The sequence below is a fragment of the Okeanomitos corallinicola TIOX110 genome, from assembly GCF_038050375.1.
Taxonomy (GTDB): domain Bacteria; phylum Cyanobacteriota; class Cyanobacteriia; order Cyanobacteriales; family Nostocaceae; genus Okeanomitos; species Okeanomitos corallinicola.
Window position 1 is genome coordinate 3,489,900 of sequence record NZ_CP150886.1, and the last position, 15,524, is coordinate 3,505,423.

Genomic DNA, 15,524 nt, shown 5'->3' on the forward strand with positions numbered 1-15,524 from the left:
GGTTAGATTTAGCACTTTGCTAATAATTTGACATTCTACCCTACAAACCTACATCAGCCTACATTTACCTACATAAATTTTCATAAATAATTACCTACGACTACCTACCTACTCAGCATATACGCTAAGTCATGATAGAGACACAGAAAAAGACACACATCTGAGGAGTGCAAACAATGTCTCAACAAACAACAGATAATACTGGCAAAATTTTAGACAGTGCGGAGAAGATAGTTGACAATATTACAGAATCAGAAATTGTTGAATTGAGTGAAGTTGCAGCAAAAACAACAGAGAATATTTTCACAATTTTAGTTTCATCTGGTGGTAAACCCGTAGCAATAATTTTAGCTATTGCAATTTTAGTTGCAACTTTTGCCATACCTCTTTCAGTTATAAAAATAGAACCTTCTCCTATCAATTTACCTGCAACAACTTCCCAAGTCAAACAACTGGAATAAAAGCTGTCAATAGTCGTCTTTAGACGACTTTTACTATGAGACTCTGAATTAATTCGGAGGTGGGTGTTACTGTAAAGGGGTAAAACTCACCATTCCTAAATACAGTTTTGCAGTTATGATCTAAAACAGTAAAAAGTGTGCAAATCTACCAACTGCAAAAAGACTTATGAGTTTAAATCGTCGTCATTTCTTAGTTTTACTGGGTGCTAGTGCGGGTGCTTTTATTTTAGATAGTTGTGCTGCTGCGGAAACATCCACCCCCAGAACATCAACTATTGAACTACCACCTTTACCCTACGCTTATGATGCACTAGAACCCCACATTGATGCTAAAACCATGCAGTTCCATCATGATAAACATCATGCGGCCTATGTGAATAATTTAAATAAAGCATTGGATAAATATCCAGAACTAAAAAACAAAACTGTTGAAGAACTGCTGCAAAATCTTGATAATGTCCCCGCAGATATTAGAACTACAATAAGAAATAATGGTGGTGGCCATGTTAACCACTCGATGTTTTGGAAAATTATGAAACCTAATGGTGGAGGTGAACCGACTGGAGAAATTGCAACTGCAATTAAAGATAATTTTGGCAGTTTTGCAGATTTTCAAAAACAGTTTAACCAAGCTGGTGGAGGTCGTTTTGGTAGCGGTTGGGTTTGGTTAGTTCGCAATCAAAATGGCAAATTAGAAATTACAACTACAGCAAATCAAGATAGTCCTTTAATGGAAGGTAAATATCCTATTTTTGGTAATGATGTTTGGGAACACGCTTATTATTTGAAATACCAAAATCGTAGACCTGATTATTTAGCAGCTTGGTGGAATGTGGTTAACTGGGATGAAATTAATCAACGGTTTGCAGATGCAAGTAAAATAGGTTAATTCGTAATTCATAATTGGTAATTGATTTATAAACATGACTAATTACCAATTACCTAATTTACAAAGGTTTTTGCTTAGGTATCCCTACCGGACGCGGAAAACTCACAGGTGTGTGTTTAACCTTCCGTAAAAATAAACAATGACGAATACTATGACTTAAAGGAGTTGTAAATTCTTCGATTAACTCCACCTTTCCCCCTAAAATATTCACTGAATTTTCTAAACTTTGCTTTTCTTCTTCTGTAAAACTTCCCCGATAAATAACTGCTAAACCACCTTTTTTCACCAAAGGTAAACAATATTCCGCACAAGCAGAAACACTACCAACAGCACGAATAACAGCTAAATCATAACTTTCTCGGTGTTTGATTTCCTGTCCAATTTCTTCCACTCTCCCCACAACAGTTTGAGCATTTTTAATACCAAGACCATCTATAACAGAGTCAATAAAATTTATTTTCTTGCGAGTAGAATCTAATAAAGTAACTTGAGAATTGGGAAAAATTAGAGAAATTGGTAATCCTGGAAAACCAGCACCAGTACCAATATCAATTACAGATAGACCTTGATTTAAACCATCCATAAATTGCTGTTTCTGTGCAACCCCCACCAAAGAATCCCAAAGATGTTTTTCCCAAAATTCCGACGGTTCAGTAATCCTAGTTAAATTCAAATAACGATTAGCATCAATAACCAATTCATAGAGTTTCTGAAATTGATTTTGTTCCTCATTTGTAGGTTGCCAATTTAGCGTTTGTTGCCAAACTTCTATCATTTCGGGTAAAGTAGATGCAGCTTCTAAACTCATATCAATTTTTTGCGTTCTTCTTTGCGACTCTGCGACTCTGCGTGAAAAATTCTGATCTTTTAATTCACAACAGTTTCAGATAACTTCTTTTCTAGACTTTTCGGATCAACAGATTCTAAAACACCATGATTTAATGTCCAACAACTATCTGCTATTGGCAACATATCTCCAGCATCGTGTGTTACAACTAATAAAGTCCAATCTTTTTTTAACTTCCCTAATAAATTGACTAATTGACGACGCATTGACCAGTCCAAACCAGCCGTAGGTTCATCTAATAATAGTACATTTGGTTGTCTAATTAGTTGAACAGCTAAAGCTAAACGTCGCTGCTGTCCACCGCTTAAAGCATGAGGTGATGCGGAAAGTGATAAATGATCTAATCCTACTTCCTGTAATGCCTTATGAACTCGTTCTGTACCTAATTCGGGATGGCCTAAACGTAATTCTTCTAAGATTGTACCACCGCAAAAGTGCCTTTCTGGAAATTGAAAAACGATACCTGCTAATTGTTGTAATTGTTCAGATATTAGCGGTTGTTCTCTCCAAAAAGCTGCACCAGATGTAGGTTCAGCCAATCCTGATAAAATTTCTAATAATGTGCTTTTACCAGAACCACTCGGACCTATAATCAAACCTAACTGCTGGGTTGGTAATTCCAAATTAATAGATTTAAGAATTGCTGTGGGACAAGCGGTGGGATGATAAGTTAAATTTCTGAGATATAGCATTTGTTAGGTAAGAATTTGGGAGTCAGAATTTTTGATAAGTTTAGATATTATCAAACAGGTATTTTTTTGAATTTTAAGTAAAACATAAAACAATTTCAACCATAATTATTCTCGGTATTTATTATGTCTAAACAGTTTTTAATGTCCCCATTCAGGATGTTTTCACAATTTTCTGTAGTTTTTAAGGTGACTTTTGTTACTACTATAGCTTTAAACCTGTGGATTAATCCATCATTAGCGGGTGATCCTTTTCGTCGCAGTCAACCCCATAAAATTGGAGATCGCACTGAAGCAGCATTTAACGCTATTTTTCAACAGGGAAATTATCCAGCAGCAGCAGAGTATCTGGAAAAATCAATTGCTGATGAACCAGATGAACCTTTAGCTTATGCGTTGAAAGCTTCCTTAGCTTATGGGAAGCAAGATATAAATAGCTTAGATAAGTATAGTAAAAAAACTTTAATAGCTGCACAAAAATTAATTGCACGGGATTCATTACGTGGGAATTTATACACTGGAGTTGGTCATTTTTTAGAAGGTGCGGTAATTTTGTTACGAGGAGGAAGTATTAATAGTGCATCTCAAGCATTTGCTAAATTAGCAAAAGTCTATGAATATTTAGACAAAGCAGAAGCTATTAATGCTAATGATCCAGAGTTCAACTTAATTAAAGGCTATATGAATTTAATGTTAGCCGTCAATTTACCTGTAATTAGTCCCGAACAAGCAATTGATAAACTAGAAAAAAATGCAGCACCGAAATATTTAGTAGAACGAGGTATTGCTTTAGCTTATAGAGATTTAAAAAAATATTCCCAAGCTTTAGATTATGTAAATCGGGCTTTAAAAACAACTGCTGACAACCCAGAAATTTATTATCTCAAAGCCCAGATATTACATGAAAAGGGTAAAAAAGAAAAAAGTCAGAATTTAATTAAGGAAGCGATCGCACATTTTGAGAAAGCATTAACCAAAAAATCCCAACTTCCGGCTAGTTTAGTCAAACAAATTGAATATGAACACAACTTAGCTAAAAACAGACTTAAATAATATATGATTAGTCATTAGTTATTAGTCATTAATCAGTAGACTAATAATTTCATCCAATTACCCATTACCAATTATGTACATTCAATTTCGAGAATTTAACCCCTTTGATGTTTGGATCTGGATCAAATTTAGTAACGTTCCTTCCCAACAAGAAAAACAATATGTAGAAGAAGTATTTAACTCCTGGTTTTATTTAGGTAAATTAGGAGGATTTAATTCTGAAAATTTGCAAGTTCAAGAGACAGGTTCAGACCTTAGCTACATGAATTATGATGACAAAGGTTATGATAAAAGTATGTTAGCTTTAATGCACAACATGGGAGAATTTGAATATGAAGGAGAATGGGGAAGATGCTGGTTTGACTTAGGAACAAGTGATGCGATCTCCCTAGATATTCTCCTCAATGCACTCACTCAATTAAGTGAAGAATACGTCACCATTGAAGCTTTATATTTAGGTGGTGAAAATGAAGATTGGCTAATTGAAGATGATGAAACTCGCGCATACTCAATTTACGATAACTAATTAGTCAACTAATCAATTAATAATAAATATGAACAACCCAGGTACAATTCGCGTCATAGTTTTAGCCTTAATTAAGGATGGTGACAGAATATTTGTTTCTGAAGGATATGATCCCACAAAACAATCAACATTTTATCGTGCTTTAGGTGGTGGTGTAGAATTTGGTGAAACCAGTCGCATAGCATTAGCAAGAGAATTTCAAGAAGAAATTCAAGCAGATTTAACCAACATTCGCTATTTAAGTTGTATCGAAAACCTGTTTATTTTCAATGGTAAACAAGGACATGAAATCATCCAACTTTATCAATGCGACTTTGCAGATTCTAAATTTTACCAAATTGAAAGTTTAACCTTTTCCGAAACCCCAGAAAGAAAACATCGCGCTTTATGGGTAGAAATTGCCAAGTTTAAATCAGGAGAACTAAGATTAGTACCAGAAGTATTTTTTGATTATTTGTAAAACCAAATTCCCGATTTATAAAACAAGTCGGGGATATATTTCATTAAATTAGGATAGTTGCTATAATTAGGAAATAGTCTTAAACAAGAGAGTGAATTATGTCTATACAATTAGTAACCAGACGTTTCACCGTTGCACAATATCATCAAATGAATCAAGCAGGTATTTTAACAGAAGATGATAGAGTTGAATTAATCAACGGAGAAATTATTGAAATGTCACCAATTGGTAGAAAACACGCAGCTTGTGTAGATAGACTCAATTATTTACTAGCTATTTTGCTAGGAACAAAAGTAATTATCAGAGTTCAAAATCCCATTCTATTAAATAACCTATCAGAACCCCAACCGGATATAGCATTACTTAAACCCCGTGCAGACTTTTATGAATCTGGACATCCTCAACCACAGGATACATTTTTATTAATAGAAGTTGCAGATAGTAGTCTGGAATATGATCGAGATATCAAAATTCCACTTTATGCAAATAGTGGTATTTTAGAAGTTTGGTTAGTTGATATTTTAGAACAAACAATCACTGTTTATCGTCAACCAACAGCAAATGGATATAGCGAAATCAAGACTTTTCACCGTGGTGAAATTTTAGATATTTTAGCATTTTCAGAAATTAAGACTACCGTTGATAGCATTTTAGGATAGAGATTTTTCAACTCAGATTTTATGATTTCAAATTTCAAATATTCTGAATCCTGACTCCTTTTTTAATCATATCTATCCTTTTTTAACTTAATTACTTGCATCACATTATCATGATGTTGTCCACCAATAATATCTTTGAGATGAATTTTGCCATCAATATATTGTAAATGAATCCGCCACCCTGATATTTTATTAATATCTGCACGATAGATAGCTTGTTTAATACCAGCTACCTTATGTAATCTTGTTTTTGGAAAAGTTCTAGTTCTGTGACATTCATTATCTTCTAACTCAGCTAAAGCTTCCAGAAAATCAATTTTCAAATATTCTGGTAAAATTTTCATCGCTTCATGAATTACACCATATTCATCCAAAAGAGGTTTAATTTGTGCCATTAACAACACTGAATTTTTAAATCTTGGTTTTCTTCTACCGTGAAATCTTGATAAATCATTTCTGCAACCGCATTATAAGCTTGGTGAGCATTTTCTTTATCTACCATTCTAAATAAGGTAATTAAAATACACCCAAAAATTGGATCATCATCAATAGTTAAAATTATTCTTTTGTCATCATTTATTGTCAAACAATATATAGTGGAATCATAATCATGGTTGAGTTTAATATTTCTTAGTTGTTCGCTATGTTCATAAAAAGAATTATTCTCAGAAGAGATTAATTCAAAATTCCGATTCATTTCTTTAATAATTTTAAACTTCTCTGTATCTGTGAATTTTTCTAAATCTTTTTCAAAATCTTTTGTAGATTCAATGAGTATATCCATTTATTTAACTCCTAAGTCAAAATGACAGGGTTACTTTCAATTTATCTTACTTGCAGAAAGTCAGAAATTAACTTTTCATAACTTGTATCTACATCTGCACATTTTCCATACCTTGAATTTGTGGAAATAATTAACTCATGCAGATTGATCAACTCAAAACTAAAATCATCAAACCTATCTTCATCATCATATCAGGACTAGCTATTACGCAAAGGATTGGCTGTACCAGATTAAATTCTAATCATAATCAAGTTAATGCTCAAACTACAAATAAACCTGCATCATGTATCAAAAAGAAAAACAACAAGACAAACGACCAAAAGAGTTTAAACTATCCTTTGGGGGGAAACTGGCAGCAGATAACCGATGGGTAATACTAGCTCAAATAATACCTAATACCTTGGAAAGAATTTGAAGGAGAATATGCAGCAAATCCTATCCTGATTCTGACAAAAAAATAGGGACAGCTTGCACCATCCCCATCAATTTAACATCTAATTATGAGTTTTATAGTTGAGGAACAAACTGTTGCTTTTCAGGAACTTCAGTGTATTCAGCCACAATTTGCCGGAACTCATCACCGTCAATAGTTTCCTTCTCAATCAACAAATCAACCAAGCGATCTGTAACACTGCGGTTTTCACGGATAATTCTCTTCGCATTATCGTAGCATTCCTCGGCGATCGCTCTGACTTGACCATCAATCCGAGCAGCAATAGAATCAGAATACTCAGAACGAGTAGTCCAGTCACGACCCAAGAACACTTCACCTTGTTGACTTTCCAAAGACAAAGGCCCTAAATCAGACATCCCAAACCGTGTTACCATTTGTCGTGCCATACCTGATAACTGTTGTAGATCTCCACCAGCACCAGTTGTCACTTCCGCAGCACCGAAAATTACCTCTTCAGCAGCACGACCACCCAAAGCACCAGTAATTCTAGCTTTGAGTTGAGAACGGGAAATTAAACCCTGTTCTTCGTTAGGCATAAACCAAGTTAAACCCTGTGCTTGTCCTCTAGGAATAAGCGTAACTTTTTGAACAGGATCATGGTCTTTCAATAAAGTACCAACCAAAGCATGGCCAACTTCATGGTAAGCAATTAACCGCTTACTCTTGCTGTCTACCAAAGGAGTACCTTCCATCCCTGCAACTACTCTGTCTACAGCATCATCAATTTCTAACAGGGTAATTGCGTCCTTGCGTCTTCTAGCGGTAAGGATAGCTGCTTCATTCAGGAGGTTAGCTAAATCTGCACCTGTAAAACCAGGAGTACGACGAGCGATCGCTTCTAAAGAGACACCGTCATCTAATTTTTTATTCCGAGCGTGGACTTCGAGAATTTCCAAACGTCCTTTAATATCAGGAGCATCCACAGAAACCTGTCTATCGAAACGACCAGGACGCAACAGCGCCGAGTCAAGCACATCTGGACGGTTAGTAGCAGCAATAATAATGATGCCAGTATTACCTTCAAAACCATCCATTTCTGTTAACAGTTGGTTTAAGGTTTGCTCCCGTTCATCATTACCACCACCGATACCAGCACCCCGTTGACGACCTACCGCATCAATTTCATCAATAAAGATGATACAAGGAGCATTATCCTTAGCTTTTTTGAACAAATCACGGACACGGGAAGCACCCACACCCACAAACATTTCTACAAACTCAGAACCGGAAATACTAAAGAAAGGTACACCAGCTTCACCAGCGATCGCCTTAGCTAATAAGGTCTTACCAGTTCCAGGTGGTCCAATTAATAGTACACCTTTAGGAATTTTTGCACCAACAGCCGTAAATTTCTCAGGCTGTTTTAAGAAAGTCACAACTTCTTCTAATTCTTCCTTAGCTTCTTCAATTCCCGCCACATCATCAAACTTTACTCCAGTTTTCGCTTCCATTTGGAAACGAGCGCGAGACTTACCAAAGTTCATGGCTTGGCCAGGTCCACCAGGCATATTATTAGAGCGCCGGAACAAAAAGAATAAACCAGTAATCAATAAAACTGGGAATAAAAGATTACCCAACAAACCCCAAATCGCGCCATCATTGCGGATGGGGTGAGCGTCAAAACTGACATTATGTGCTTTGAGTTTGTTGATCAACTCAGGAGCATTAATAGGTAAATCTACGCGCCAACGTTGCACCCGATTTTCAATATCTTGGTCGTTAGCTTCGATAATTGCAGTTCTACCACCATCATACAAATCTACGTTGATCACACGATCAGCGTCTAAATATTCTAGAAAGCGCCCATAGGTCATACGGGTATTGGCTGTATTTTGACTCATGTCCCCAGCACCACCCGCAAACGTGCCTTGCCAAAAGAAAAAGCCGATTACCAAGGCCAGCACTGACCAGAGTGCTACAATTCTCCATGAAAATTTCATCTTTTAATTTGCCTCTATATGTTAATAGAACTGCTATGTAACGGATGTTTATAAATCCATTTTGTTTAATTGGACATCTGATAACTGTTCATAGATTGCCGATATGCGAACAAGGCCGTAGGGCAAACTCAGCCAGAATATCAAAAATCTTAACTAAAGTTAACTTAATTCTCATTTTAATACAAATACAGGGTTTTCATCACATGGTCACTACATTTGACCATGCTTTTGGTGCAACTCAAAACCCCGAAACCCTTTTTCTACTTGGATTCTGTAATTTTTAAAGTATAGGGAAGATATTTACCTTTTTCGTAAGAACCTACCCAAATTTTGTAACTACCCTTTAACCATTCCCCCACAATACCGGGATTTTTCCCATGCAAATCATCGTTACACCAAGTCCCACCAGGGCCTTTAATCATGATAGTCGTATCCGCTGGGCTTTCTACTTGTACTTTCAGGTAGTCAAATTTACTCAGAAGTTTTAAAGTATGATCCGCCTCTTTATCTACAAACCCAGAACAAGTCCCAGTTTGGGTTTTATTCCCCCCATTGACTTTACTTGCAGGAACTGAACCACCACTCATCCCCCTAACTGTCAATGGATCGGGTGAAAATTGCCGATCAATGGTAATATCTCCAAAAATCTGTGGTGTTTCTTGAGCATTAACTAAACCATGAATTGCTGTAGTCATCACCATTGTGACTATCATGAACGATAATTCTGTTGTTATATTTAGTGATTTTTTTTTCATTGTAATTATATTTTTATATAAGTAATTTAAAAGACATAAATCTGATGTCTCAAGTTCCCAAACCTATGTTTAATCAGACAGGAGACAAGTCAAAAGCTGGCAATTAGTAGTTGGTCATTAACTCCAAAAACAAAGCTTTATGCTTGACATAGTATTATTAATGATACTACAATTAGTGGTAATTCTATCTTATGGGACAAATCCAAAAAATCCTTGCTCAAATCAGGAACAATCCTAAAGATGTAAACTTTACTGATTTAGTAAAAGTTTGTAATCACTATTTTGGAGAACCTAGACAACAAGGAACAAGTCATTGCGTTTATAAAACACCTTGGGTTGGAGATCCACGAGTTAACATTCAAGAAAAGAATGGAAAAGCAAAGTTTTACCAAGTCAAACAAGTTTTAGCTGCCATTGAGAAAATTGAGGAAACGGAAGATGGTTAACCACGACCACTATACTTATAGAATTACTTGGTCAAGTGAAGATCAAGAATTTATAGGATTATGTGCAGAATTTCCTAGTCTATCTTACCTCAGTGAAAACCGTAATACTGCACTAGAAGGGATTACAAATTTGGTAAAAGATATATTAGTAGATATGGAACAAAATGGAGAGGAAATACCAATACCTATTTCCGAAAAAAGTTACAGTGGCAAATTTCAAGTTCGGATCACTCCAGAACTTCATCGCAGGTTAGCCATAGAAGCAGCAGAGGAAAAAGTTAGCTTAAACCGCTACGTGAGTTATAAGCTTGCATATTAAATTGGTTATGGTGGACAGTAACAGAAGACAAGTGTCACCTGTCACCTGTCACCTGTCACCTAATTTACCTAAACAGCTTGATTTAAGCGTTGTTTATCTAATCCGATCTGATTTAACAATAACCACGATTGGATTAAATCTGGTCCATGTACATCCCCAGTCAAAGCGGCTCTGAGCGATCGCATAACTAAACCTTTCTTCACCTTCTGCGCTTTTACCACCTGTTTAATAATTTCCTGAGCGCTCTCTGGGGAAAGTTGTGGTTCATTTTCCAAAGCTGTGATAATTGCTTCTAGTACAGCTTTTACCCCTTCCTGTTGCAGTTGTTGACTACCTTCTTCCGTGAGTTCTACGGCTTCAGTAAAAAACATTTTAGTCATGGGTACAGCATCCACTAACCGAGTCAAACTCGCAGCAATTAAACTTACCAACTGCTCTAACCAAGGACGCTCCCTACCATCGGTCAAGCTATATCCCGCTTCTTCCCAAAAGGGAATAAGTAAATCTGTGAGCTGATCCACTGGCATATTATGGATATATTGACTATTGATCCAATCCAGTTTATCCCAGTCAAATTTAGCACCAGCTTTATTCACCCGTTCAAAGGTAAATTCTTTTGCTGCTTCATCTAAGGTAAATATTTCCTGAGTAGAATCCGGGGCAGACCATCCCAACAAGGTCATATAATTTACTAAACCTGCCGCAGTAAAACCCATTTTCTGGAAATCAGAAATAGAAGTTACACCATCCCGTTTGGAAAGTTTGCGTCCTTCTTGATTCAAAATTAGGGGTGTATGGGCAAATTCGGGGATTTTTGCACCCATAGCTTCATACAACAAAATTTGTTTAGCTGTATTAGCAATATGATCTTCACCACGAATGACATGAGAAATTTGCATATCAATGTCATCCACCACCACCACAAAATTATATAGTGGTTGACCAACTCCGTCAGATGAAGCGCGAGCAATGACCATATCACCACCCAGGTCACTACCACGCCAGGACATTGTACCCCGGACTAAGTCATGCCAAACAATTTCCCGGCCATCGTCAATTTTGAAGCGAATGACAGAAGTACGTCCCTCAGCTTCAAAAGCGGCTATTTGTTCTGGGGTAAGATGACGGTGACGGTTATCATATCTGGGTGCTTCGTTGCGCGCTTTTTGTGATTCTCGGAGCGCGTCTAATTCTGCGGATGTGGTGTAGCAGCGGTAAGCTAATCCTTGATCTAACAGTTTTTCTACCGCTTCCCTGTAAAGATCCAAACGCTGAGACTGAAAAAATGGACCCTCATCCCAGTTTAAGCCTAACCAGCGTAACCCATTGAGAATATTATCGGTGTATTCAGGGCGCGATCGCTCTAAATCGGTATCTTCAATTCTCAGAATAAATTTCCCATCGTGGTGACGAGCGAACAAATAATTGAACACAGCAGTTCTAGCTGTTCCAATGTGTAAATTTCCCGTAGGACTAGGAGCAATACGAACTCTAACAGACACAGTTAATTCTCTCTCTCAAAAAGCAAGATTACTATAACAATTGCTGAGGGGCTATAAACAACCAGTCAAGGTATTTCTCCCAGATTGGTAAAATTGGTGTTTGCTATTCACCTTCTCAGTAATCAGCTTATTTTATCTATATTTAGAACGGGACTGACGGGGCTCGAACCCGCAACTTCCGCCGTGACAGGGCGGTGCTCTAACCAATTGAACTACAGTCCCTTGCGTTTTCTCAACTATACTATTATTACTTGTTATTTTGGATTTGTCAACTATTGGAAAGAAAAAAATTAATTTTCCTCCCCTGTCTGCCCTGATTCCTATGCAGACTGGTTCTGGGATTCCAGATGTGCCAATATTTGCATTTGTATCTGTTTGTACTTCTCCTTTAACAGCTTTTTACTGGCTTGAGATTGGGATGAGGATGGTAACTGCTGACTCTGTGTCACCCAGGTTTTCAGCTTTTGCTTTTGTGCAGAAGAAATACTGTTAGTAAGAATTTTAACACAATTGTGGGGAGGTTCTAGGGTGAAAAAAAAGAACGGGTAAGACTGATCAGTAGTTAAAGCCGATACTAGATGAAGATTTTGAGGATTTTGCATATCTAGGTAGCAGGGCAACCACCTCGGACCAAGCTGGGGATGATAAAGCAATGTAATCCATAACAGCATTGGATGAGGAGTAGTAATAAATGTAAACTGATTGAATATTTTGTTATCGGCTCTATTTTTGATTTCTTGTGCGGGCAACATTAGCCACAGGGAAATTGTGGAAGCTTTGCCAGTGTCTATTAACTGGGGAAAAACAATTTCCTGAATGGGTTTACCTTCAGGCCAAACGAGTTTTCCATAACTATTGCTGATTTTTTCGGAATTTTCAGATACCAGGGGATGATGAGTTGTATGTTGTGGCTCTACAGTGTTATGAGTGTTATGGGGAATGGCTGAATCAGAAATATCTATTTTTGACAATGTTTGGATAACATGACCCATATCCTGGGGACGATTTTCTGGCTTTTTCTCCAAACAAGCCATAATTAGCTCGTTTAGGGGCTGGGGTACTGTAATGTAAGGATTTACTTCGGTGATCGCCTTGGGTTGTTCAAACTGATGTATTTTATACCAAGATCCAAAATAATTATTGTCTGCTTGCCAAGGTTTTTGTCCTGCCAACATTTCAAACATCATCACACCCAAGCTGTAAATATCGGAACGACTATCTACTTCTGACCCTTCTAATTGTTCAGGTGAACAGTATGGTAAAGTTCCATGAAAACCTTTAGTCTTAATTGGTGCTGCGGAGTTTAAAAATTTGGCAATACCAAAATCCAGAATTTTTACTAATTGTCCCAACATAGGATCGGGAATAACAATAATATTGGCTGGTTTAATATCTCTGTGGACTAACTGATAAACCTTACCTTCCATATTTACACCTTGATGGGCGCACTGTAAGCCCAAACAAATCTGACGTGCAAGATTCATAAAAATAGGCAACGGAGTAGGAATTAAGTCTTTTAAAACCCTACCAGATAGATATTCCATTACATAATATGCTTTTCCACTTTGGCTAACACCATAGTCATAAGCTCTGACAATATGAATACTTTTTTGGCTCAATGCAGCACTGAGTAAAGCTTCTCGATTAAATTTAGCTTCTATTTTGGAATTGACTGTTTGGGATAAAAATTTTATGGCAACTGGTGTACCTCCTAGCAAAACATCAGATGCTAAAAAAACTTCACCCATACCACCTTTACCTATTAATTTCTGAAGCTGATAACGGTTGGCCAGCAACTCCTGATTTTCTGGAGACGCATGAGGGCTGTTGTTCACTATAATAACCTCTAGCTAATAACCTCTATGAGAAAATTGAATTAATTGATATTAATTAAGGTTAGTTACTCTATTATGATGGGGGTTTCCAGAAAGTTACTAATTTTATTAACCAATTTCTAAAAGAAAATGAAGGGTTAACTGTATGTAGATTCATCTGTTCATTTACTTCTGCTTTGAATTTTTCATATTCTAGTTTCAGCATAATTTTAGCTTGAGTAGGAGAGGTAAGTCGCTCTATTCTTTGACTGGAATTGATAATATCGGAAATATATTGACGTTGTTTAGCTGAAAGCATAAAAGTCGTGACATAGTTACATTTATGGGGATATTCATGGGCAAATAGTAATAGATGATAGTAGCCAATTCCTGCTAGGTTACGTAAGATTTTTTCTTCTCGATTATCTTTGAGATCCAAATAATAAGCCAGCCATCTAATCAAATTTGTATTCTCTTCATATAACATTGTTAACCATAACATTATTGGGTAATCTTCTGATTTGCCAATAAATTTATTACTATGTTTTTTATCTTTGAATTTTTCAATCTCTGCTTCGGGTAGCATTGCCCAAAAAGTTGGTATATTGCCTTTAGGTGTATGTAAAAGATGGGGGAAACAAATTAGTGCAATAGGCTTGTTTTTAGGCCAGTATTTTTGCCAACATAATTGTTCAGAAATAGATGTTAAAGGTACTAATTTTAAACTTGTATCAGGCTCAGATTTTTTACTATTAGAGGTATGATTATTTTCAATATGTTTTTCGATTTTAACTAAATCGTCTAAAATTTCTTTGACATTTTTGGGTCTATCATGGATGTCCTTGGCTAAACAACGCATGACTAATTGTTGTAATTCCTGGGGAACTTGTATATGGGGATTAACTTCTTCAAAGGTTGGTGGAGCTTCAATACAATGTAGTTTACACCACGTGCTAAAAGAATGGCTATTTGTGTAGAATGGATGTCTACCTGTCAGCATTTCAAACATCAATAAACCCAAACTATAAATATCAGACCTAACATCCAATATTTTCTGGCCTTGCATATGCTCTGGCGATGAATAAGGTAAACTACCTATAAAAGATTCTGTCATTGTCATCCCACTAGTTTCGGTCAGGAATTTAGCAATGCCAAAATCAAGAATTTTGACTGTTTCTGTCGGTTTACTATCGTTGGCAAGAAATATATTCTCTGGTTTTATATCTCTATGTAAAATTGGATATATTTTTCCTTTTAAGACTACTCCTTGATGAGCGCAATCTAAACCTAAACAAATTTGCTGGCAGACTTTTAAAAATCTAGATATACTTAAACTCTCTCTTTTTAAAACTTGTTTAATGTTTCTCCCTCGCAAATATTCCATTACATAAAATGGGGTTTTATCATTAGTGATGCCATAGGTTAAAACACGAGTAATGTGTGGGCTTTTTTTACCTAATTGAGCGCCGATGAAAATTTCTCTCCCGAAACGTTCAGCTAGCTGTTTATTTCTGATATTTAAAGAGAGCATTTTTACAGCTACTAACATACAGTCTCTAGCTACATCTTCTGCGAGGTAAACTCTACCCATGCCTCCTGAACCTAGAATATCTCTGACTAAATAGCGATGATTTAATAACTGTCCAATGTAAATGTCTAATTCTGATTTATACTCATTCATATCCTGGTGGTTATAGTGGGTTAAAAATTAAATAAATATGGATACTTATTACAGTATATTTTAGCAAAATTATAATAAATATTATTGATTTTGATGTATATAATTTTTGATTTTCGGAACTTATAGCTGATGTTATCCTGTCAAATGATTTTTGAATTACATCACTTGTCCACGTAAAAGCTACATAATCTTGTGTAACATATTTTCTGATTTTTCGTGTAGCTGTAATAATACTTAAATTATTT

The 15,524-nt window shown here is 36.2% G+C and carries 18 protein-coding genes and 1 tRNA gene; 9 read left to right on the forward strand and 10 right to left on the reverse strand.

Annotation, left to right across the window (positions count from 1 at the left end):
- Nucleotides 1-176: 176 nt before the first annotated feature.
- Both WJM97_RS15190 and WJM97_RS15195 read left to right on the forward strand, forming a co-directional pair.
- A complete protein-coding gene (locus WJM97_RS15190; RefSeq protein ID WP_353929632.1) occupies nucleotides 177-461 on the forward strand; it encodes a hypothetical protein in 285 nt (94 codons plus the stop codon).
- A 166-nt stretch (nucleotides 462-627) separates the two neighbouring features.
- Nucleotides 628-1,350 carry a superoxide dismutase gene (locus WJM97_RS15195; protein ID WP_353929633.1) on the forward strand — a complete coding sequence of 241 codons (723 nt, stop codon included), beginning with the start codon at nucleotides 628-630 and terminating at the stop codon, nucleotides 1,348-1,350.
- A 58-nt stretch (nucleotides 1,351-1,408) separates the two neighbouring features.
- Here the strand turns inward: WJM97_RS15195 and rsmG are convergent, their stop codons facing one another.
- Nucleotides 1,409-2,158, reverse strand: coding sequence for a 16S rRNA (guanine(527)-N(7))-methyltransferase RsmG (rsmG, locus tag WJM97_RS15200; protein ID WP_353929634.1), 750 nt, complete (start codon nucleotides 2,156-2,158; stop codon nucleotides 1,409-1,411).
- Between the two features lie 59 nt (nucleotides 2,159-2,217).
- Nucleotides 2,218-2,889: an energy-coupling factor ABC transporter ATP-binding protein gene (locus WJM97_RS15205; protein ID WP_353929635.1), complete on the reverse strand. Its 672-nt coding sequence runs from the start codon at nucleotides 2,887-2,889 to the stop codon at nucleotides 2,218-2,220.
- A 123-nt stretch (nucleotides 2,890-3,012) separates the two neighbouring features.
- On the opposite strand from WJM97_RS15205, the gene WJM97_RS15210 reads away from it, so the two are divergent.
- The 4 genes from WJM97_RS15210 to WJM97_RS15225 all read left to right on the forward strand — a co-directional run bounded on the left by WJM97_RS15210 (nucleotide 3,013) and on the right by WJM97_RS15225 (nucleotide 5,584).
- Nucleotides 3,013-3,939, forward strand: coding sequence for a Sll0314/Alr1548 family TPR repeat-containing protein (locus tag WJM97_RS15210; protein WP_353929636.1), 927 nt, complete (start codon nucleotides 3,013-3,015; stop codon nucleotides 3,937-3,939).
- 73 nt (nucleotides 3,940-4,012) lie between these two features.
- The gene (locus WJM97_RS15215; RefSeq protein ID WP_353929637.1) at nucleotides 4,013-4,465 is read left to right on the forward strand and encodes a DUF3531 family protein; all 453 of its coding nucleotides are present in this window, start codon (nucleotides 4,013-4,015) and stop codon (nucleotides 4,463-4,465) included.
- Nucleotides 4,466-4,493: 28 nt separating this feature from the next.
- The gene (locus WJM97_RS15220; RefSeq protein ID WP_353929638.1) at nucleotides 4,494-4,925 is read left to right on the forward strand and encodes an NUDIX domain-containing protein; all 432 of its coding nucleotides are present in this window, start codon (nucleotides 4,494-4,496) and stop codon (nucleotides 4,923-4,925) included.
- A 98-nt stretch (nucleotides 4,926-5,023) separates the two neighbouring features.
- Nucleotides 5,024-5,584 carry a Uma2 family endonuclease gene (locus WJM97_RS15225; RefSeq protein ID WP_353929639.1) on the forward strand — a complete coding sequence of 187 codons (561 nt, stop codon included), beginning with the start codon at nucleotides 5,024-5,026 and terminating at the stop codon, nucleotides 5,582-5,584.
- Between the two features lie 62 nt (nucleotides 5,585-5,646).
- Here WJM97_RS15225 and WJM97_RS15230 read toward each other — a convergent pair whose 3' ends face one another.
- Together WJM97_RS15230 and WJM97_RS15235 are read right to left on the reverse strand one after the other, a co-directional pair.
- Nucleotides 5,647-5,979, reverse strand: a complete 333-nt coding sequence (locus tag WJM97_RS15230) for a hypothetical protein (protein WP_353929640.1) — start codon at nucleotides 5,977-5,979, stop codon at nucleotides 5,647-5,649.
- Nucleotides 5,979-6,368 (reverse strand): hypothetical protein, encoded by a 390-nt coding sequence (locus WJM97_RS15235; RefSeq protein ID WP_353929641.1) that lies wholly within the window; start codon nucleotides 6,366-6,368, stop codon nucleotides 5,979-5,981. The genes WJM97_RS15230 and WJM97_RS15235 overlap by 1 nt, the downstream gene beginning before the upstream one ends.
- A gap of 137 nt (nucleotides 6,369-6,505) precedes the next feature.
- On the opposite strand from WJM97_RS15235, the gene WJM97_RS15240 reads away from it, so the two are divergent.
- Nucleotides 6,506-6,742: a hypothetical protein gene (locus WJM97_RS15240; RefSeq protein WP_353929642.1), complete on the forward strand. Its 237-nt coding sequence runs from the start codon at nucleotides 6,506-6,508 to the stop codon at nucleotides 6,740-6,742.
- Nucleotides 6,743-6,875: 133 nt separating this feature from the next.
- On the opposite strand, the gene ftsH2 is transcribed toward WJM97_RS15240, so the two are convergent.
- Nucleotides 6,876-8,762, reverse strand: a complete 1,887-nt coding sequence (gene ftsH2 / locus WJM97_RS15245) for an ATP-dependent zinc metalloprotease FtsH2 (protein WP_353929643.1) — start codon at nucleotides 8,760-8,762, stop codon at nucleotides 6,876-6,878.
- A gap of 260 nt (nucleotides 8,763-9,022) precedes the next feature.
- Nucleotides 9,023-9,517, reverse strand: coding sequence for a hypothetical protein (locus tag WJM97_RS15250; protein WP_353929644.1), 495 nt, complete (start codon nucleotides 9,515-9,517; stop codon nucleotides 9,023-9,025).
- 191 nt (nucleotides 9,518-9,708) lie between these two features.
- Here WJM97_RS15250 and WJM97_RS15255 point away from each other — a divergent pair, with 191 nt between their 5' ends.
- Both WJM97_RS15255 and WJM97_RS15260 read left to right on the forward strand, forming a co-directional pair.
- Nucleotides 9,709-9,963: a toxin HicA gene (locus tag WJM97_RS15255; RefSeq protein WP_353929645.1), complete on the forward strand. Its 255-nt coding sequence runs from the start codon at nucleotides 9,709-9,711 to the stop codon at nucleotides 9,961-9,963.
- Nucleotides 9,956-10,282: a type II toxin-antitoxin system HicB family antitoxin gene (locus tag WJM97_RS15260; RefSeq protein WP_353929646.1), complete on the forward strand. Its 327-nt coding sequence runs from the start codon at nucleotides 9,956-9,958 to the stop codon at nucleotides 10,280-10,282. The genes WJM97_RS15255 and WJM97_RS15260 overlap by 8 nt, the downstream gene beginning before the upstream one ends.
- A gap of 68 nt (nucleotides 10,283-10,350) precedes the next feature.
- Here WJM97_RS15260 and gltX read toward each other — a convergent pair whose 3' ends face one another.
- The 4 genes from gltX to WJM97_RS15280 all read right to left on the reverse strand — a co-directional run bounded on the left by gltX (nucleotide 10,351) and on the right by WJM97_RS15280 (nucleotide 15,279).
- Nucleotides 10,351-11,784: a glutamate--tRNA ligase gene (gltX, locus tag WJM97_RS15265; RefSeq protein ID WP_353929647.1), complete on the reverse strand. Its 1,434-nt coding sequence runs from the start codon at nucleotides 11,782-11,784 to the stop codon at nucleotides 10,351-10,353.
- Between the two features lie 148 nt (nucleotides 11,785-11,932).
- Nucleotides 11,933-12,006, reverse strand: a tRNA-Asp gene (locus tag WJM97_RS15270).
- A 98-nt stretch (nucleotides 12,007-12,104) separates the two neighbouring features.
- A complete protein-coding gene (locus WJM97_RS15275) occupies nucleotides 12,105-13,619 on the reverse strand; it encodes a serine/threonine-protein kinase (protein WP_353929648.1) in 1,515 nt (504 codons plus the stop codon).
- A gap of 73 nt (nucleotides 13,620-13,692) precedes the next feature.
- Complete coding sequence (locus WJM97_RS15280; RefSeq protein WP_353929649.1) at nucleotides 13,693-15,279, reverse strand: serine/threonine-protein kinase; 1,587 nt, start codon at nucleotides 15,277-15,279, stop codon at nucleotides 13,693-13,695.
- Between the last annotated feature and the right edge of the window lie 245 nt (nucleotides 15,280-15,524).